The organism is Dactylosporangium cerinum (assembly GCF_042653625.1).
GTDB lineage: Bacteria > Actinomycetota > Actinomycetes > Mycobacteriales > Micromonosporaceae > Dactylosporangium > Dactylosporangium cerinum.
The window spans coordinates 73,915-92,426 of sequence record NZ_JBHSIU010000046.1; the positions used below are offsets into that span (position 1 = coordinate 73,915).

Genomic DNA, 18,512 nt, shown 5'->3' on the forward strand with positions numbered 1-18,512 from the left:
TCAGTCTGACGGAGCGACCGCGGGCAATGCCACGCGGACCGCCCAGGCGGCGGCGAACGCGGCCGGGTCGACGGCGCGGCCCCACAGCCAGCCCTGCGCGAGGGGTACACCCAGCGCAAGGAGCACATCACGCTGCGCCTCGGTCTCCACGCCCTCGGCGACGACCGCGAGGTGCAGGGCGCTGCTCATCGCAACGACGGCCCGCACGATCTCCTCGTCCTCGGCGCTGGTGCCCAGGCCGTTGACGAACGACCGGTCGATCTTCACCCCGGTGACCGGGTGCCGGCGCAGGTAGCCCAGCGCGGAGAACCCGGTGCCGAAGTCGTCGACGGAGATCCGCACGCCGAGGGCGCGCAGTTCCACGAGGACCCGTTCGGTCAGGTCACTGCCCTCGACCATGACCGACTCGGTGATCTCCAGGACCAGGTTGGCGGCAGGCACCCCCACCTGCCGCAGCGTGCGCCCGAGCCGCTCCGCGAACGCGGGGTCGCCGAGCTGCCGCGGTGAGACGTTCACCGACATCCAGAAGCCGTCGTCGACCACGCCGTCGGCGCGCCACCGGGCCAGCTGCAGCAGCGACTCGCGCAGCACCCAGGCGCCGAGCGCGGAGATGAGGTTGGAGTCCTCGGCGACGGCGATGAACATGTTGGGTCCGATCCAGCCGCGGACCGGGTGCTGCCACCGGCACAGCGCCTCGGCGCCGGCGGGCCGGCCGGTGTCCATCGCGACGATCGGCTGGTAGGCGATGCTGAGCTGCTCCTGCGCGACGGCGGCGCGCAGCGCCACCTCGATCTCGACCCGCTCCCGCACCGCGTCGCGCATCGAGGCGTCGAAGACGGTCCAGCGGTTGCGGCCGGACTCCTTCGCCCGGTACATCGCGGTGTCGGCGTCGCGCATGAGCGAGTCGGCCCGGTCGGCGCGGGTGTTCCTGGGCGCCTGCACGATGCCCATCGACGCGCCGATGACCACCTCGGCGCTGCCGCCCTCGGCGGTGATGACCTCCAGGGGGTGCTCGACGCACTCCATGATCCGACGGGCGTTGGCCATCGCCTCCGGCTCGGTGCAGCGCTGCACGATGACGAACTCGTCGCCGCCGACCCGGGCGATCGTCGCGGTGTCCGGCAGTGCCTGCCGCAGCCTGGTGCCGACGGCGACGATGAGCTGGTCGCCGGCCGGGTGCCCCCAGGAGTCGTTGACCAGCTTGAACCCGTCGAGGTCGAGGTAGAACATCCACACGTTCGCGGCCCGGTCGCCCCGCTCGTGGCTGCGTTCGTCGCCGAGCAGCCGCTCGACCATGATGCTGAGCATCCGCCGGTTCGGCAGGTCGGTGAGGGGGTCGTGGGTCGCCTGGTGCTCGAAGCGCCGCTGCGCGGCGGCGTGGCTCTGCACCGCGGCGGAGGCCCGCACCAGCAGCAGCGCGACGATCGCGGCGCCGCCGAGGCCGAGGGCCCAGCGCTTCACCGGCGTGTCGGCGCTGAGGGTGACGGTGAGCACGAACGGCACCGCGACCGCCGGGCCGATCAGCAGCATCCGCGGCACCGACCACGCCTGGATCGGCAGCGGTATGGCCCGTGCGAGGGCCTTCGCCGTCGGGTGCAGCGCGGCGGCCCCGCCGAGGGTGAACGCCAGCAGGAACGGCAGCGCCATCAGCCGGGGCCCGATCACGTCGCCGTGGCGCCCGATGATCGCGTAGCCGAGGTCGCCGGCGAAGACCAGCACCATCATGGCGCCCATCAGCATGAACGACGGCTGCCGCTTGGCGGTGGTGAACGCGAGGTTGGCCACCAGCAGGACGGTGACGGTGTCCAGCAGCGGATACAGCCCGGCGATGAGGGTGACGATGAGCGGCCGGCCGGGGATCGACGCGGCCGGCAGCACGAACAGCAGCGTCGAGGCGAGCGCCGAGCCGATGCACACGATGAGCCCGTCGACCAGCGCGTGCCGGTCCATGCCCCACCGGCTCTGGAACGTGACCAGGGACGCGATGAAGAACCCGAACCCGCAGATGGTGAACGCGTCGCCGATCTGCGCGACCGGCGCGGGCTGGTCGACCAGCATCGCCCGCACGATGATCCCGACGAGGAAGAACGACGCGGCCGCCGTCATCAGCCGCCACGGCCGGCGCGGGTGCACGGCGTGCAGGCGTGGCCCGAACGCCCAGGCCAGGATGCACACGACGCCGATCACCGCAGAGGCGAGGTCGGCGGCGACGTCCAGCGCGAACAGCGCGGTGCACAGGGCGCCGAGCGCCAGGAGCGCGAGCCAGAGCCGGTCGCGGCGCAGGACCACCCGGGCACCTCCAGCCTTCTCGTCGTGCGCATCCTATCGGCGTGCCGGATCGCATTCTGAGCAAAGGCGGGCTTCCTCAGTGCAGGTCGCGCAGCGCGTCCTCGATGCCCCGGTGGAAGGTGGGGTACGCGTAGATCATGTGGCGCAGCGTCTCCACCGGGACCTGCGCGTGGACCGCGACCGCCAGGGCCGACAGGACCTCGCCGCCGACCGGGCCGGCCGAGGTCGCGCCGACCAGGACGCCGCGGTCGGCGTCCTCGACCAGCTTGATGAAGCCCTCGTTGCCCACCTTGTGGATCCAGCCGCGGGACGACGACGGGACCTGGCCGGTGCCGACCCTGACCCGGGTGCCGGCGGCGCGGGCCTGCGCCTCGGTGAGGCCGACGGCGCCGATCTCCGGGTCGGTGAACGTCACCCGGGGCGTGGCCCGGTAGTCGGCCGGCGGGCCGTCCTGGCCGAGGATGTCGCGCACGGCGATGCCCGCCTGGTACATCGCCATGTGGGTGAACGCGCCGTGGCCGGTCACGTCGCCGACGGCCCAGACCTTGTCGGCGGCGCGCATCCGCTCGTCGACGGTGACGCTGCGGGCGGCCGGGTCCAGGCCGACCCGGTCGACGCCGAGCTTGGACAGGTCGACCTTGCGGCCGGTGGCGACGAGGAGCTTCTCGGCGCTGACCGTCCGGCCGTCGGACAGGCTGACGGTGAAGCCGTCCGCGTGGTGCACCGATGACGCCTTGACCCCGACGTGGACGGTGACGCCGTCGCGGGTCAGCGCGTCGTGGGCCAGGTCGCTGGACTCCGGCTCCTCGAGGGCGACGAGCCGGTCGAGGGCCTCCACGACGGTGACGGTCACGCCGAAGCGGGCGAAGACCTGGGCCAGCTCGACGCCGATCGCCCCGCCGCCGAGCACGATCAGCGACGCGGGCAGGGTCTCGACCTCGATGGCCTCGCGGTTGGTCCACAGCGGGGTGCCGGCCAGGCCGTCGATCGGGGGGACCGCCGGCTCGGTGCCGGTGCCCAGGACGATCCCGCGGGAGGCATGGAACACGCGGTCGCCGACGGTGACCTCACCGGGGCCGGTGATCGTCGCCCAGCCGCGGACGAAGGTCACGCCCTTGCCGACCAGGCGGTCGACGGCGACCTTGTCGTCCCACGAGTCGGTGGCCTCGTCGCGGATGCGCCGGGCGACCGGGGCCCAGTCGGCGCGCACGTCGGCGGCGCCGGCGAGCTGCGGCACGCGGCGGGCCTCGGCGAGGGCGTTGCCGGCCCGGATCATCATCTTGCTCGGCACGCACCCCCAGTAGGGGCACTCGCCGCCGACGAGCCTGCCCTCGACGCCGACCACGCGCAGGCCGGCCTCGGCGAGGCGCCCGGCGACCTCCTCGCCGCCGACACCCAACCCGACCACCACCACGTCCACCGTTTCCGCCATGCGCCCAACCCTAGGGCGTCGCGGCGGCCGACGTCCTTACAGTCCGGTGTTCTTCCTGGACCCGCGCAGGCCCCGGAGGCCGAGCACGCCGAGGACACCGACCGCGGTGCCGAACCCGAGCGACACCGTGATCAGCAGGACGTGGATCCAGAAGAACGCCGAGCCGTGCGGGGCCGTCCACGACCGCTCGTCGTCCCAGATGGCCAGCAGGAACCGCGGCCAGATCAGCCAGCTCCACACCGCGACCACGATCAGGACCAGGGACCACCGCCGGGACAACACCACGGCCGCAGTATGCCAGCGCCCGGCTGTCGGGTGTTCGGGGTGACCGCCGGCGGGGGGTATGACAGCAGGTCAGAAAGCCTGTCAGGCGTTCGGCGCATTCTGGTCACCGGCCCGTGACTTTCGGTGTATGGCACCGCATCGTGGTGATTCGAACGCACGGAGTGAGTGCGTTCGTGCTCCATGGATGGGGAGATGCGGATGATGAAGCCGATGACGGGCCGTCGTCGACTGCGCGCTGGCGCGTCGGGGCTGGTAGCCGTCGCGACGTCGTTGGGCCTGATCGGGGTCGGCGGTCCAGCCGCGGCCGCGACCAGCCCTGAGGCCGGCGCGAGCCGCCTGGGTGGCGGCTGGTCCGCCGACGAGTGGCCGGCGGGTGCCGGCACCACGCTCAAGAGCGTGCGGTCGATCATCAAGGCCGACAGTGGCGCCGCGGCGTCGCTGACCGGCCAGGGGGTCGGCATCGCGCTGATCGACACCGGGGTCGCCCCGGTCGCCGGGCTCCCGGCGGCGCAGGTCGTCAACGGTCCCGACCTGTCGTTCGAGTCGCAGTCGGGCCAGCTGCGCTACCTGGACACGTTCGGCCACGGCACGCACATGGCCGGCATCATGGTCGGCAACGACGCGGCGTCGGGCACGATCGGCCTCGCCCCGAAGGCGAAGGTGACCTCCGTCAAGGTCGGCACCGCCACCGGCGCCAACGACGTGTCGCAGATGATCGCCGCGATCGACTGGGTCGTGCAGAACCGCAACCACGACCCGGCCAGCCCGATCCGGGTGCTGAACCTGTCCTACGGCTCCAGCGGCATGTCGGCCTCCACCGTCGACCCGCTGATGTTCGCCGTCGAGCAGGCGTGGCAGGCCGGCATCGTGGTCGTCGTCGCCGCCGGCAACGACGGCAACACCACCACCGCGCTCACCAACCCGGCGATGGACCCGTTCGTCCTGGCGGTCGGCGCGTCCACCACCAACAACACCATCGCCATGACCGACGACGACCTGGCCACGTACACCAACAACTCCAACCAGGCCCGCAAGGTCGACATCCTGGCGCCCGGCACGTCGATCGTGTCGCTGCGCGACCCGGGCTCCAACGTCGACCAGCAGTACCCGACGGCCCGCGTCGGCGACACCGGCTTCAAGGGCAGCGGCACGTCGCAGGCCGCGGCCGTGACCGCCGCCGCGGTGGCGCTGCTGCTGCAGCAGCGCCCGTCGCTGACCCCCGACCAGGTCAAGAAGCTGTTGACGAGCAGCGCGACCGCGCTGACCACGGGCGCGGCGAAGACGCAGGGCCTCAAGGAGCTCAACGTCTCCGCCGCCGTCGCCGCGGCCACCCCGTCCGCGACGCAGACCACCGCGAAGGGCACCGGCACCGGCTCCCTGGAGACCACCCGCGGCGGCAACCACCTGTCGTTCAACAACATCGAGCTCAAGGGCGAGAACTCCATCTTCGGCCCGTTCAACGGCACCGCCTGGGCCAACCTCGCCGCGAGCAGGACGTCCTGGAACGGCGGCATGTGGATGGGGTACCGCATGGCCGGCGACACCTGGACCGGCGCGGGCGGGACCGGCGGCACGGGACAGGTCACCGGTTTCGCGGGCAAGTGCATCGACGTGCAGAACCGGCAGAACATCAACGGCACGCCGATCCAGTTGTACGACTGCAACAACACCCCGGCGCAGTACTGGGTCCTCGCCGCGGACGGCACCGCGCAGGCCCTCGGCAAGTGCATGGACGTCACCGCGGCCGGCACCGCCAACGGCACCAAGGTCCAGCTCTACGACTGCAACGGCACGCCGGCCCAGCAGTGGCGGGTCAACACCGCCCGCCAGCTGGTGAACGTCGGCTCGAGCAAGTGCCTCGACGTGGACGGCTGGAACTCCGCGAACGGCACCCAGCTGCAGATCTGGGACTGCCTCGACCAGGACAACCAGCGCTGGGTCCCGCCGTCGGCGTCGCGGACCTGGGCCGCCGCCTCGTGGCAGGGCTCGCCGTGGACCGGCACCGGTTCGTGGAGCGACCGGAGTGGTCCGAGCAGTACTGGACCGGGCACTACTGGTCCGGCCACTACTGGAGCGGCCACTACTGGTCCGCCGACGACTGGTCGACGTCCAGCTGGTCATGAGCACACCGAAGGGGCGCCCACGGGGGCGCCCCTTCGTCGTGCGTCAGCCCAGGACGGCGTCGGACAGCACCGGCCAGACCTCGGCGGACCACTCGCCGAAGTCGCGGTCGGTGAGGCACGCGCAGGCGAGGCCCGCGACCGGGTCGACCCACAGGAACGTGCCGCTGCGGCCGAAGTGACCGAAGGTGGCGGGGGAGTTGCGGGAACCGGTCCAGTGCGGGGACTTCCCGTCGCGGATCTCGAAGCCCAGACCCCAGTCGTTCGGGTCCTGACGGCCGAAGCCCGGCAGTACCCCCGAAACCCCGGGGAACTGCACGGACACGGCCTCCGGCATCAGGTCGGGGACGAGCGAGGGGTCCAGCAGCTCCTGGCCGAGCAGGGCCAGGTCCGACAGCGGGCCGCGGGCCCCGGCGGCCGGTGAGCCCTCCAGGGTGGTGCCGCCCATGCCGAGCGGTCGCAGCACCGACTCGGTGAGCAGCTCCGCGAACGTGCCGCCGGTGCGGGTCAGGACGAAGTCCGCCAGGTACTCGAACCCGCGGTTGGAGTAGACCCGCTTCCGGCCGGGCGCGGCGACCCGCGTGTCGTCGTCGAACGCGACCCCGGACGTGTGCGCGAGCAGGTGCCGGACCGTCGAGCCCTCCGGGCCGGCCGGCTCGTCGAGCGTGACGTCGCCCTTGTCGACCGCGACGAGCACGGTCAGTGCCGTCAGCAGCTTCGTCACCGACGCCCACGGCAGCGGATCGTCCGGACCGGTGCGGTCGCGGACCCCTTCGGGACCCACGACCGCGACCGACGCGGTGGTGACTGGCCAGGTGCTGACGAGATCCAGTGCGCTCACACCGTCGAAACTACGGCAGGGCGTTGAGGAACGGCTCCTGGGTGTTCATGAACTCCCAGCTGTAGTACCGGTCCCAGTTGATCGACCAGGTCATGAGCCCGCGGAAGGCCGGTGAGGTCCCGCCGCGCAAGGTGTACGACCCGCAGCCCGTCCCCTTGACGAGGCAGTTGACGGCGGCCTGGACGACGGCCGGCGCCACATAGCCGTTCCCGGCGCTGACCGCGGCCGGCACCCCGAACGCGATCTGGTCGGCCCGCAGCCCGGGGAACGTCTGACCGGTGTTCGCGACCGGGAACCCGGCCTTGATCATGTCGGTCATCGCGATGTGGAAGTCGGCGCCGCCCATCTGGTGGTACTGGTTGTCCAGGCCGGTGATCGGACCCGAGTTGTAGTCCTGGACGTGCAGCACGGTGAGGAAGTCGCGGACCGCGTGGATGACGGGCAGGTAGGACCCGGCCCGGTTGTCCCCGGCGCTGGTGCCGCCGTAGAACTGGTACCCGAGCTGCACGAAGAACGTCTCCGGCGCCATGGTCAGCACGAACTTCGTGCCGTACTTCGCCTTCAGCGACTTGAGCGCGGCGATCAGGTTCACCACGACGGGCGTGGTCGGGTTGCGGAAATCGCTGTCGCCGGCGTTCAGGTACAGCGAGTGGCCCTCGAAGTCGATGTCGAGGCCGTCCAGGCCCCACCGGTCGATGATCGCGCTGACCGAGTTGACGAACGCGTCCCGGGCCGCCGTGGTGGTGAGCTGCACCTGGCCGTTCTGCCCGCCGATGGAGATCAGAACCTTCTTGCCCTGGGCCTGCTTGGCCTTGATCGCGGCGAGGAAGTCGGCGTCGGACTCCACGTTCGGACACTCGGCGACCGGGCAGCGGTTGAACCGGATGTCGCCGGACGTGACCGAGGTCGGCTCCCCGAACGACAGGTTGATGATGTCCCAGGCGGCCGGGATGTCGGCGACCCGCACGTATCCGGAGCCGTTGGCGAAGCTGGCGTGCAGGTAGCCGATGAGCGCGTGCTTCGGCAGCCCGGTCACCGGCGGCTGCGAGGTGGACGGCGACGGCGAGGTGGACGGCGACTTCGACGGCGACGCGCTGGGACTGGCGGACGGGCTTGTGGACCGGCTGGGCGACGGCGAGGCGGTCGTCGGGCTGGGCTGGCCGCCCGGGCCGTCGAGGGAGATGTCGTCGGCGTTGTACGCGCCGGTGCCGTACCAGCCGTGCAGGTAGACCTGGACGGAGGTCTGCCCGGCGGCGGTGGTGAACGGCACGGTCAGCTTGCTGTAGGCGGTGCCGCTGGTCCAGGTGGACGGGCCGCCGGTGACGCCGAGGTACACGTACGAGCCGCGGACCCATCCGGTCAGCGTGTACGCGGTGTTCGGCTGGACCGCCACGGTCTGCGTGCACTGGGCGGTGTCGGAGGCGGTGGCGTTGCCGTTCAGGGCGTAGGACCCGCCGTGTACGGGAGTGGTGACGACCCCGGAGCCGCTGCCGGTGCAGGCCCAGCCGGCCAGCGAGCCGCTCTCGAACCCGGGGTTGGTCAACAGGTTGGCAGCATAGGCATTCGTGGTTACGAGCAGACCGGTCACCAGCAGGATCGCGGCGCCGAGGATGAGCGCGATGCGCTTCATGGGGGTGGACCTCCATCGACGGTGCTCGCCATTATTAAGTTTGTTTACGGTTCTTGTAAAGGACCCTCTTCGTTCGCGTCTGTCGTCGGGTCAGAGATCGCGGCGGTGCAGCAGGGAGCGCACCCGCAGGTCCCGGCGCAGCCGCGGGTCGTCGAGCGCGTCCACGACGCAGCCGACCCCGACCCACGTGGCGCCGGCGCCGGCGACCATCGCGTGCACGGTCCGCGCCTGACTGCCGGTGTCGATCCAGTCGTCGACGACGAGGACCCGGTCGGAGGAGTGGATCAGGTCCCGGCGGAACCCGAGCTCCAGATGCCGGTCCCGGTAGTCCGGCGGGGTCGTGCGCCGGATCCACTGGTCGCTGTCGGCGGCGGGCGCACGGTTCTTGCGGACCTCGACGAACCCGACCCTCAGGTGCAGCGCGACGAGCGGCCCGATGAGCGAGCCCCGCGAGTCCGGCCCGAGCACCACGGTGGGCGCCGCCTCCGCAAACAACCCGGCCAGGGCGGGCCCGAGCAGCTGGAGCAGCTCGGGGTCCCGCCACCAGCCGGTGACGTCGGCGTACCGGCTCTCGTCGGTGCTGTCACCCCGCCAGACGAACGCGTCACGAAGCCGTGCCCGCACCTGCCGCACCTCGGATCCGGTCACGCGGCAAGGCTACGGTCCGGGTGGACGGATGCGTGAAGGCCCGGACCGACCGGGACGCGGTGCGGGCCGGCCTGGACACCGGCCGGCCCGCGACACTGCGGTCGCCCTCGCCGCGCCCGTGGCGGGAGCCCGGCTGGGACGCCCCGCCACGGGTGCTGGTGGCCGTCGCCGCGGCGACCCTGTTCCTGACCGGGTCGCTGCGCGCGCTGTTCGACCTGGGTGACGCCGTCACCGCGGCGACGGTCGAGGTGCCGCGGCTGCGCGACTACCGCCGGCGCGGCGAGGCGTTGCTGCTCGGTCTGAAAGGCGCGCTTGGCCGGGACCTCGAAATGGATGTGGTGGTCAGGCGCCGGTGAACAGGTCCACGTGGTCCTCGACCCAGTCGCTCAGGGTCAGCGCGGGCCGGCCGGTCACCCGCGGCACCGTGTCGAACACCGCGTGATCCCAGGCGCCCGACTGCCGTTTGAGCTCGAGCAGCGACTCCAGCCGGGGGCCGCCCCAGCCGCGGGCCTCGAACGCCGCGCGGGTCTGCGCCACGGTGCGCACGACGAGCCGCACCGGGGTGTCGATCGCCGAGGCGATGGTGTCCGCCTGCTGGGCCGGTGACAGCGCCGACGGCCCGGTGATCGTGTACTCCTGCCCGATGTGGCCCGGGCGGGTGAGCACGGTCGCGGCGACGGCGGCCACGTCGAGGGGGTGGACCATCGCCGAGACCGGGTCGGTTTCGGTGACGGTCATGGTGCGGTCGTGGGCGATGCCGTGCGCGTACTGCTCCAGGTACGTCATGAACGTCCCCGGCCGCAGGATCGTCCACGGGATCCCGGATTCGCGGATGACGTCCTCGCCGGCGCGGTGGCCGGTCGAGATCGCGTCGGTGGCGCCGAACGTGACGCCGCTGGTGGAGAGCTTCACGAGGTGCCGGACGCCGGCGGCGCGGGCCGCGGCGACCAGCGAGCGTTCCTGGACGGGACCCTCCGGGCCGTAGCCGGGGACCAGGACGAACACGGAGGTGACGCCGTCGAGCGCGGCGGGCAGGGTCTCGGGCCGGTCGAGGTCACCGTAGACCGCGCCGGGGAAGGACGGGCGGCGGGTCATGGCGCGCACGGCGTGGCGCCGCGCGAGCAGGGGGACGAGTTCGGAGCCGATGGTGCCGGTGGCACCGGTGACGAGAATCATGATCTTCCAAAGGGTGATCGCGGCGCGCACAGGCGCCGGGCGAGAAGTACAAGGGAGCGACACCGTTGCCCCAGGAGGGAACGGCAAAAGACCCCGACCCTCGGTCAGCTCCCCGACCAGGGCCCCGTCTCCGGCTTGTCGTGTCTCGCGACCACGTCCTTTCGAATCAGGATCAGCGTACCGCGCCCGGGTTCCAGCAGGCCCGCGCCCCGAGCCGGTCGACCGCGGCCTTGGCGGCCCGGGCGGTCCGCTCCGGCTTGACCTGGTGTTCCTCGTCCCACCGGCCACAGCATGTTGTCGTGGAACACGTCGTCCACGGCGCCCAGTGTGGTGACCGGGCGCTCGGGCGGCGAGCGAATTGTCGCCGCCCGAGCGGTTGCGTCAGACGTGCGCGGGTTCGGGCTCCGGCACGGCGGCGAGGTGCTCGCGGAGCTTCTCGCCCTCGATGTCGACGTTCGGCAGGATCTTCGACAGCCAGCCCGGCAGCCACCAGGCGGCGCGGCCGAGCAGCGACACGACCGCCGGCACGATCGTCATGCGGACCACGAACGCGTCGATGGCGACGCCGATGGCGAGGGCGAAGCCCATCGACTTGATGACCGGGTCGTCGAGGAGGATGAAGCCGGCGAACACCGACGTCATGATGAGCGCCGCCGCGGTGACGACCCGGGCGCCGTGGCCCATGCCGCTGATCGTCGCCTCCTGTGGGCCGGCGCCGTGCACGTAGTCCTCCCGCATCCGGGAGACCAGGAACACCTCGTAGTCCATGGCGAGGCCGAACAGGATGCCGATGAGCAGGATCGGCAGGAAGCTGACCAGCGGGCCGGGCGTGTCGAGCCCGACGAGCGAGGCCAGGTGCCCCTGCTGGAACACCAGGACGGTGATGCCGAACGTGGCGCCGACGGTGAGCAGGAACCCGGCGGCGGCCTTCAGCGGCACCAGGATCGAGCGGAACACGAGCATCAGCAGCAGCACCGACAGCCCGACGACCAGCAGCAGGTAGCGCGGCATGGCGTCGGACAGTTTCTCCGACACGTCGATGCCGACGGCGGTCTGGCCGGTCAGCGCGATGTCGGCGCCCTGGACCTGCTTGACCCTGGCGCGCACGTCGTGGACGAGCGTCTCGGTGGCCTCGTCGGTGGGTCCGGTCTTCGGGATGACGGCCAGCAGCGCGGTCTTGCCGTCGCGGCTGAAGTTCGGCGGGGTGGCGGCCAGGAGGTTCGGGGTGCCCTGCAGGACGCCGAGGGCCTCCTGCGCCTTCGCCTTCGTCGTGTCGGCCGAGTCCGTGGACACGACCAGCGCGAGCCGGCCGTTGAAGCCGGGGCCGAAGCCCTCGTCGATGAGGTCGGCGGCCTTGCGTGCGGGGGAGTCGGTGGGGCCGGCGCTGGCCCCGGGCAGCGCGATGCGCATGTCCGCGGCCGGGATCGCCAGTGCGCCCAGCCCGATGACGCCGATGAGGAGCACCGGGACGCGGAACCGGGTGATCGCCCGGGCCCAGCGGAAGCCGAACCCCTCGACGTGGTGGACGACGGACTCACCGGTCCCGCTTGCCTTGCGCAGTCGCCTCGGCAGGATCCGCCGGCCGGCGAAGCCCAGCAGCGCCGGCTGCAGCGTGATCGCGACGAGGACCGCGACCGCGACCGTGCCCGCGGCGGCCAGACCCATGACGGTCAGGAACGGGATGTTGACGACGAACAGGCCGGCGAGGGCGATGACGACGGTGGCGCCCGCGAAGACGACCGCCGACCCCGCGGTGCCGACGGCCCGCCCGGCGGCCTCGTCGGGGGCGAGCCCTTCGACCAGGTTCTGCCGGTGCCGCGAGGTGATGAACAGCGAGTAGTCGATGCCGACGGCGAGGCCGAGCATCAGCGCGAGCACCGGCGCGGTGCTGGTGAGCTGGACGGCGCCGCTGAGCGCGTACAGCCCGGCCATGCCGGCGCCGACGCCGATCAGCGCGTTGAGCATGGTCATGCCGGCCGCGACCAGCGAGCCGAACGTCACGACGAGCACCACGAGGGCGATGAGGACGCCGATGCCCTCGGTGCCGCCGACCTCGGGTTCGCTGTTCATGACCTCGCCGCCGTGCTCGACCGTCAGCCCGGACTGCCGGGCTGCGGCGCCGCTGTTCTCGTAGGCGGTGCGCTGCTCGTCGGTGACCTTGTCGGCGCGGTCGGCGAACTGCACGGTGATCAGCCCGTACCTGCCGTCCTGCGACACGGCACCAGTCTGGAACGGGTCGAGCGCGCCGAGCACGCCCGGCAGCTTCGACGCCTCCGCGACGAGCCCGTCCACGGTGCTCTTCGCCCCGGTCAGCTGCTGGCCCTGCGGGGCGGCGACGACGATCGTGCCGGTGGCGCCGCTGGCCTCCGGGAACTGCGACTTCAGCGCGTCGATCGCCCGCTGCGACTCGGTGCCCGGCATGGTGAAGTCACTGGAGGTGGCACCGCTGAACGCGGCGGCCGCACCGCCGAGCCCGCCGAGGACCACCACCCAGATGATCAGCACGAGCCAGCGGTGCCGGAACGAGGCCCGCCCCAGCCGGTAGAGCACGGTTGCCATGTCGGTCGTCCTTGTCGTGAGGGTTTACGAGAGGGATTCCAGCGCCCGGCCGGCGGTCGCGATGAGCGCCGCCCGCAGGGTCTCGTCGTCGAACTCGGTGCAGGCGAAGATGACGGCCGGCAGCCCGGCGAGGACGAACTTCGCGGACAGCCGCGACTGCGCCGAGCCGGAGGTCCCGGCGAGCGTCGCGTGCAGCTGTTCGGTCAGCTCCTGCACCGGCCGCAGGGCGGGCTGCAGCAGCAGGGCCGCCAGGTCGCCGTAGATGACCTGGATCTCCCGGCGGTGCCGCATCGCGAGGTCGACGAAGCCCTGGACCGCGATCTTCCGCGCGGCATCGGGGTCGGCCGCGGCGGCGACCTGGTCCAGCAGGTCGCGGAGCTCGGCGATGGCGGGCGCGCACAGCTCGGCGAGGATCGCGTCCTTGCTGTCGAAGTGATACAGCAGGGTTGCCTTGGAGCAGCCCACCTCGGCGGCGATGTCCTGCAACGACGTGCCCTTGTAGCCGGACTCGGCGAACTGGCGGGTGGCGGCGGTCAGGATCTCGTCGCGGGTCTTGCTGCGGGCCATGGGGGTCACCTCCGACGGCCAGCATGCCTGACCGATCGGTCAGAACCTGACCGATCGGCCAGTTCTGTGCCTGACCTCACAGGCCCATCGGCGGGCAGCGCCCGGTTGTGAGCGCCGGGGCGTCAGCCGGCGTGCAGGTGCGCCCGGTTGCTGCCGTCCACGATCGACCGCTGCCGCAGCGGTCGCTCGAGCCACACCGGCACGACCAGTGACGTCGTGGGCGTTTCGCCGCACGACTTCGCGGCCACCACGTGCGCGGTGAACCGCACCGTGCTCGCATCCTCGGCGACGTCGACCCCGCGGAATTTCATGCAACTGGAGAACGTCAGGGACACCTTGATCGTGCGCTCGTCCGAGCCGGGCACGACGTTGACGGCGTCGATATGTGCCGGGAACACGTCGGGGCCGGTGGTCAGCCATGCCACCACAACTGCGATGAGCACCTGGCTCACCGCCGCGGCCACCCACGCCACGCCCAGCCGGATCTTCGGCTTCCACGTCCGTCGCACCAACACACGGTAGTCGTGGTCGATACGTGTTGTGCGTACGGTGGATGTCCGGCGGATGTGCAGAGGGTGGCGCGGCTCAGCGGACGAGGACGTTGCCCCCGGTCGCGTCGTCCACGACGGACCTGTTGCCCAGGGGCTCCCGGAGGGACAGGTCCACCGTCCGCTGGTCGATCGGCGCCGTGCCGCACGTCTGCGACGGCCGTTCGTGCACGTAGGCGCTGAGCCGCACGACCTCTGTCGCCTCGACGACGTCGATCCGGTCAAGCTCGTCGCAGCTGGAAAACGTCAGGTGCACGTGCAGTTGCTGCCCGTCGGCAGCGACCGCGTCGATCGAGATGCGCTCCGCCGGCGGCTCCGCCATCGAGAACCAGGCCACGGCCCCGGTCGCCGCGGCCACCGCGAGCACCCCGGCCGTCAGCCACACCACGCTCTGCCGCCGCATCACAGACCCCCGTTCACCGTGCCGGTCACCACACGCACGGTAACGGGGATCGATACGTTCTGTCTGTCCCTACAGGCCTGCGCGGACGGCGGCCTCCACCGTGGCGGGGACGGGCCCGCCGTGCAGGGCGTCGAGGGCGAGCAGCGCCGCACCCGCCACCGGCGGCGAGGACAGCACCGTCACCGACGCCCGCGGCGACAGGGCGGCCAGCCTGCCGAGGATGTCCGTGTGCAGCACCGGGTGGCGGGCGGTGAGCACCCCGCCGCCGAGCACGACGGTGTACGGGGCGTCCAGCAGCGACAGGCGGCCGGCGGCCACCCGTACCAGGGCCTCGATCTCCGCGGCGAGCCTGGACACGACCCGGGCGGCGACCGCGTCACCGGCGGCGGCGACGGTGAGCAGGACCTCGCACAGCTCGTCGATGCGGCCGGCGGGCAGTTCGCCGAGGTGCAGGGCGACGCTGACGGCCGCGGCGCTGGGCAGCCCGAACCGGTCCGTGACGGCGGTGGTCAGTCCGGTGGCCGGTCCGCGGCCGTCCTCGCCGCGCACCGCGTGGTAGAGAGCGAGCGCGGCGAGGTGCTGCCCGCCGCCCCAGTCGCCGGACAGCTGGCCGAGGGCGGGGAAGCGCGACGTCTGCCCGTCGCGGCGGCGGCCGACGGCGTTGATCCCGGCCCCGCAGACCACGCCGACCGCGTCGGGGTCTGCGGTCCCGGCGCGCATCAGGGCGAAGAGGTCGTTGTCGACGGTGACGGCGTCGGCGAGGCCGAGCGCGGTGACGCCGGCGTCGAGCCGTTCGACCTCGATGGGCAGGTCGGCACCGGCGAGGTATGCCGACAGCCGGCTCAGCGGCAGTTCGGCGGGGATTGCGGCGGTGGTCCTGGCCCGCCGGACCAGGTCGCCCAGCTGGTCCAGGCAGCCCTGGAGCCCGATGACGTGCGGGGAGATCGTGGGGCCGTGGATCCGGGCGAGGATCCGGCCGTCGGAGTCGCCGAGGACCACGTCGGTCTTGGAGTTGCCGCCGTCGAGCGCGGCGAACAATTGAGCGGTCACCGCAGCCACGCGAGGTGGTCGCGGTTGGCGGCGAGCAGGTCGTCGGTGAGCCGGGTCGCCTGGGTGTGCTGGCCGACCAGCGGGTGGGCGAGCAGCGCCCGGTACACGCGGTCCCGCCCGCCGTGCACGGCCGCGTCGACGGCGAGCTCCTCGTAGGCGCTGACCGCACCGACGAGGCCGCGCTGGTGGGCGTCGAGCGGGGGCGCGGGCAGCGGGGTGGCACCGGTGGCGCCGACCCGGCAGGTGACCTCGATGACGGCGTCGTCCGGCAGGAACGGCATGGTGCCGGCGTTGCGGACGTTGACGGCGTGGATGCCGCCGTCGTCGTGCTGCAGCGACGCAATCAGCCCGACGGCCGCCTCGGAGTAGAACGCCCCGCCCCGCTGGCCCAGCAGCGCGGGCTTCTCGGTCAGCGTGGGGTCGGCGTACATGTCCAGCAGTGAGGCCTCGATCTCGGCGACCTTCGCACCCCGCGTCGGCTGCCCGCGCTCCTCGGAGACCACGAGGTCGTGGCAGTAGAAGTACCGCAGGTAGTAGGACGGCACGTTGCCGAGCGAGGCCAACACCTCGGCCGGGATCTGGACTTCAGCCGAAATGTCCGAAATATGCGACGACAGCAGCTGCGGCAGCCGGTCGACGCCGTCCACGTACGCCGCCCGCTCCCACGTCAGGTGGTTGAGGCCGACGTGGTCCAGGACCACCGACGACGGGTCGATCCCGAGCGTCGCGGCGAACCGGCGCTGGAAGCCGATCGCCACGTTGCACAGCCCGGCCGCCTTGAACCCGTGGTCCAGCAGCGCCCGGGTCACGATCCCGACCGGGTTGGTGAAGTTGACGATCCACGCGCCCGGGTCGGCCCGGCGGGCGATGTCCAGCACCACCGGCACCGTCCGCAGCGCCTTCGCCAGCCCGCCGGCGCCGGTCGTCTCCTGCCCGACGCAGTCGCACGCCAGGGGGAACGTCTCGTCGCTGATCCGCGCCGCCTGCCCGCCGACCCGCAGCTGGATGACCACGGTCGCCGCCCCGGCCAGGGCGTCGTCGACGTCGGAGGTCCACCGCAGCTTCGCCGGGTGCCCGTGCGCGGCCATGAGCCGCCGGGCGAACGCCCCCACGACCTCGAGCCGCTCGTGGGCGGGGTCCAGCAGGACGATCTCCGAGGCGAACGGGGCGAGCCGCGCGAACCCGTCGATGAGCTCCGGGGTGTACGTGGAGCCACCCCCGACGACGGCGATTTTCAACCTTTGACTCCTGTCAGCGTGACACCCTGCACGAACGCGCGCTGGGCGAAGAAGAACAGCACCACGACCGGCACCATCGTGAGGATGGTCGCGGCGCTGACGAGGTTCCACTGCACATGATGCAGGGTCTTGAAGGACGCCAGGCCCAAGGAGAGCGTCCAGTTGTGTTCATTCTCGCTCGTGTAGAGCAGCGGGCCGTAGTAGTCGTTCCAGGCGTAGAAGAACTGGAACAGCGCCGCGGCGGCGATCCCGGGCCGGGCCATCGGCAGCACCACCCGCAGCAGGGTGCGCCACTCGCCGCAGCCGTCGACGCGGGCCGCGTCGAGGTACTCGGTCGGGATCGTGAGCAGGAACTGCCGCAGCAGGAAGATGGAGAACGCGTCGCCCAGCAGCATCGGCAGCACCAGCGGCACCAGGGTGCCGGTGAGCCCGGCGTTGGCCCACATCAGATACAACGGCACCGTCGTCACCTGCGGCGGGATCATCATCATGCAGACGATGACGACCAGGAACGCGCTTCGTCCCCGCCAGGGCAGCTTCGCCAGGGCGTACGCGGCGGGGACGCTGGCCAGGAGCATGAACGTGGTCGCGCAGACCGCGTAGATCACGGTGTTGAGCAGGTACCGCGGTAGCGGCGTCTTGCTGAACACGTCGGCGTAGTTGGCGAACCGCCACGGATCCGGCCAGTACGAGGCGGTCAGCGCCTGCGAGTCGGTCATCAGCGACGTCAGCAGCAGGAACAGGACGGGCGCGACGAACATGACGCACAGCGCGATCGTGATGCTGTGCCGGGCCGTCCACAACAACCAGCGGTTCATGTTTCCCTCAGGGATCGACGCAGGAGCAGCAGCGAGACGGCGAACGCGACGACGAACAGCACGACCGCCATCGCGTTGGCGTAGCCGAGGGCGCCGTAGCGGAAGCCCACGACGTAGAGCCACAGCGGATAGGTGAACGTGGACCCCTCCGGGTACCCGAAGGTGGAGGAGATCCCGGCGCCGGTGGTGGCCTGCCCGCCGGCCGCGGACGCGGCGACCGCGGCCTGCGCGAAGTACTGCAGCGTGGTGATGACGCCGATGACGGCGGTGAACGTGACCACCGGCGAGATGTTCGGCAGCGTCACGGCCCGGAACCGCTGCCACGCGTTCGCGCCGTCGAGCTGCGCCGCCTCCAGCTGTGCCTGCGGGACGTCCAGCAGCGCCGCCAGGTACAGCACCATCACGTCGCCGACGCCCCACAGGCCCAGCAGCACCAGCGACGGCTTGGACCAGTCGGGGGAGTTGAACCACAGCGGCCCGTCGATCCCGACGTGTGCCAGCGCCGTGTTGACCGGGCCGACGCCGGGCTTGAGCAGGTAGACGAACGCGAGGGTGGCGGCGACGGGTGGGGCGAGCGCGGGCAGGTAGAAGATGGTGCGCACGATCCCGGCGCCGCGGCGCACGGTGGTGAGCAGCATCGCGGTGGCGAGGCCGCCGAGCATCCGGGCCGGCACGAGGATCGCGCACAGCCACAGGGTGTTGGTCGCGGCGCGGGTCAGGAACGGGTCGTCGAACAGGTGCCGGTAGTTGCGCAGCCCGACCCACTCCGGGGTGCTGAGCAGGTCGAACTTCGTGAACGAGAAGTAGACCGCGGAGCACAGCGGGTAGAGGAAGAAGACCACGATGCCGACCGTCGCCGGCGCCATGAACGAGGCGACGGTCAGCGCGTGGCGGAGCTTGTGGGGCAC

General features: G+C 71.8%; 16 protein-coding genes and 1 pseudogene. 2 read left to right on the plus strand and 15 right to left on the minus strand.

What is annotated here, in order from left to right; translation table 11 throughout:
• From ACFPIJ_RS34130 to ACFPIJ_RS34140, 3 genes are all read right to left on the minus strand, one after another.
• Positions 1 to 2,289, minus strand: coding sequence for a putative bifunctional diguanylate cyclase/phosphodiesterase (locus ACFPIJ_RS34130; RefSeq protein WP_380121342.1), 2,289 nt, complete (start codon positions 2,287 to 2,289; stop codon positions 1 to 3).
• A 76-nt stretch (positions 2,290 to 2,365) separates the two neighbouring features.
• Positions 2,366 to 3,721, minus strand: coding sequence for a dihydrolipoyl dehydrogenase family protein (locus ACFPIJ_RS34135; protein WP_380121344.1), 1,356 nt, complete (start codon positions 3,719 to 3,721; stop codon positions 2,366 to 2,368).
• Between the two features lie 36 nt (positions 3,722 to 3,757).
• The gene (locus tag ACFPIJ_RS34140) at positions 3,758 to 4,006 is read right to left on the minus strand and encodes an SCO4848 family membrane protein (RefSeq protein WP_380121345.1); all 249 of its coding nucleotides are present in this window, start codon (positions 4,004 to 4,006) and stop codon (positions 3,758 to 3,760) included.
• Positions 4,007 to 4,216: 210 nt separating this feature from the next.
• Here ACFPIJ_RS34140 and ACFPIJ_RS34145 point away from each other — a divergent pair.
• Positions 4,217 to 5,947, plus strand: a pseudogene (locus tag ACFPIJ_RS34145) (S8 family serine peptidase); the annotation flags it as partial.
• Positions 5,948 to 6,172: 225 nt separating this feature from the next.
• Here the strand turns inward: ACFPIJ_RS34145 and ACFPIJ_RS34150 are convergent.
• The 3 genes from ACFPIJ_RS34150 to ACFPIJ_RS34160 all read right to left on the minus strand — a co-directional run bounded on the left by ACFPIJ_RS34150 (position 6,173) and on the right by ACFPIJ_RS34160 (position 9,245).
• Complete coding sequence (locus ACFPIJ_RS34150; RefSeq protein WP_380121347.1) at positions 6,173 to 6,967, minus strand: serine hydrolase domain-containing protein; 795 nt, start codon at positions 6,965 to 6,967, stop codon at positions 6,173 to 6,175.
• Between the two features lie 10 nt (positions 6,968 to 6,977).
• Positions 6,978 to 8,597: a chitinase gene (locus tag ACFPIJ_RS34155; protein ID WP_380121349.1), complete on the minus strand. Its 1,620-nt coding sequence runs from the start codon at positions 8,595 to 8,597 to the stop codon at positions 6,978 to 6,980.
• A 90-nt stretch (positions 8,598 to 8,687) separates the two neighbouring features.
• Complete coding sequence (locus ACFPIJ_RS34160) at positions 8,688 to 9,245, minus strand: phosphoribosyltransferase family protein (RefSeq protein WP_380121351.1); 558 nt, start codon at positions 9,243 to 9,245, stop codon at positions 8,688 to 8,690.
• Positions 9,246 to 9,277: 32 nt separating this feature from the next.
• On the opposite strand from ACFPIJ_RS34160, the gene ACFPIJ_RS34165 reads away from it, so the two are divergent.
• Entirely contained in the window at positions 9,278 to 9,601 is a 324-nt protein-coding gene (locus tag ACFPIJ_RS34165) for a hypothetical protein (protein WP_380121353.1), read from the plus strand.
• On the opposite strand, the gene ACFPIJ_RS34170 is transcribed toward ACFPIJ_RS34165, so the two are convergent.
• The 9 genes from ACFPIJ_RS34170 to ACFPIJ_RS34210 all read right to left on the minus strand — a co-directional run bounded on the left by ACFPIJ_RS34170 (position 9,588) and on the right by ACFPIJ_RS34210 (position 18,512).
• A complete protein-coding gene (locus tag ACFPIJ_RS34170; protein ID WP_380121355.1) occupies positions 9,588 to 10,421 on the minus strand; it encodes an NAD(P)H-binding protein in 834 nt (277 codons plus the stop codon). The genes ACFPIJ_RS34165 and ACFPIJ_RS34170 overlap by 14 nt on opposite strands.
• A gap of 381 nt (positions 10,422 to 10,802) precedes the next feature.
• Positions 10,803 to 12,980, minus strand: coding sequence for an MMPL family transporter (locus ACFPIJ_RS34175; protein WP_380121357.1), 2,178 nt, complete (start codon positions 12,978 to 12,980; stop codon positions 10,803 to 10,805).
• A 24-nt stretch (positions 12,981 to 13,004) separates the two neighbouring features.
• A complete protein-coding gene (locus ACFPIJ_RS34180; RefSeq protein WP_380121359.1) occupies positions 13,005 to 13,547 on the minus strand; it encodes a TetR/AcrR family transcriptional regulator in 543 nt (180 codons plus the stop codon).
• 122 nt (positions 13,548 to 13,669) lie between these two features.
• Positions 13,670 to 14,056, minus strand: a complete 387-nt coding sequence (locus tag ACFPIJ_RS34185) for a hypothetical protein (RefSeq protein WP_380121361.1) — start codon at positions 14,054 to 14,056, stop codon at positions 13,670 to 13,672.
• A 76-nt stretch (positions 14,057 to 14,132) separates the two neighbouring features.
• Positions 14,133 to 14,498 carry a hypothetical protein gene (locus tag ACFPIJ_RS34190; RefSeq protein WP_380121362.1) on the minus strand — a complete coding sequence of 122 codons (366 nt, stop codon included), beginning with the start codon at positions 14,496 to 14,498 and terminating at the stop codon, positions 14,133 to 14,135.
• 69 nt (positions 14,499 to 14,567) lie between these two features.
• Positions 14,568 to 15,548 (minus strand): N-acetylglucosamine kinase, encoded by a 981-nt coding sequence (locus tag ACFPIJ_RS34195; protein ID WP_380121364.1) that lies wholly within the window; start codon positions 15,546 to 15,548, stop codon positions 14,568 to 14,570.
• Positions 15,545 to 16,786, minus strand: coding sequence for a 6-phospho-beta-glucosidase (locus tag ACFPIJ_RS34200; RefSeq protein ID WP_380121366.1), 1,242 nt, complete (start codon positions 16,784 to 16,786; stop codon positions 15,545 to 15,547). Before ACFPIJ_RS34200 ends, ACFPIJ_RS34195 begins: the two co-directional genes overlap by 4 nt.
• A complete protein-coding gene (locus ACFPIJ_RS34205) occupies positions 16,783 to 17,604 on the minus strand; it encodes a carbohydrate ABC transporter permease (protein WP_380121368.1) in 822 nt (273 codons plus the stop codon). Before ACFPIJ_RS34205 ends, ACFPIJ_RS34200 begins: the two co-directional genes overlap by 4 nt.
• Positions 17,601 to 18,512, minus strand: coding sequence for a carbohydrate ABC transporter permease (locus ACFPIJ_RS34210; protein ID WP_380121370.1), 912 nt, complete (start codon positions 18,510 to 18,512; stop codon positions 17,601 to 17,603). Before ACFPIJ_RS34210 ends, ACFPIJ_RS34205 begins: the two co-directional genes overlap by 4 nt.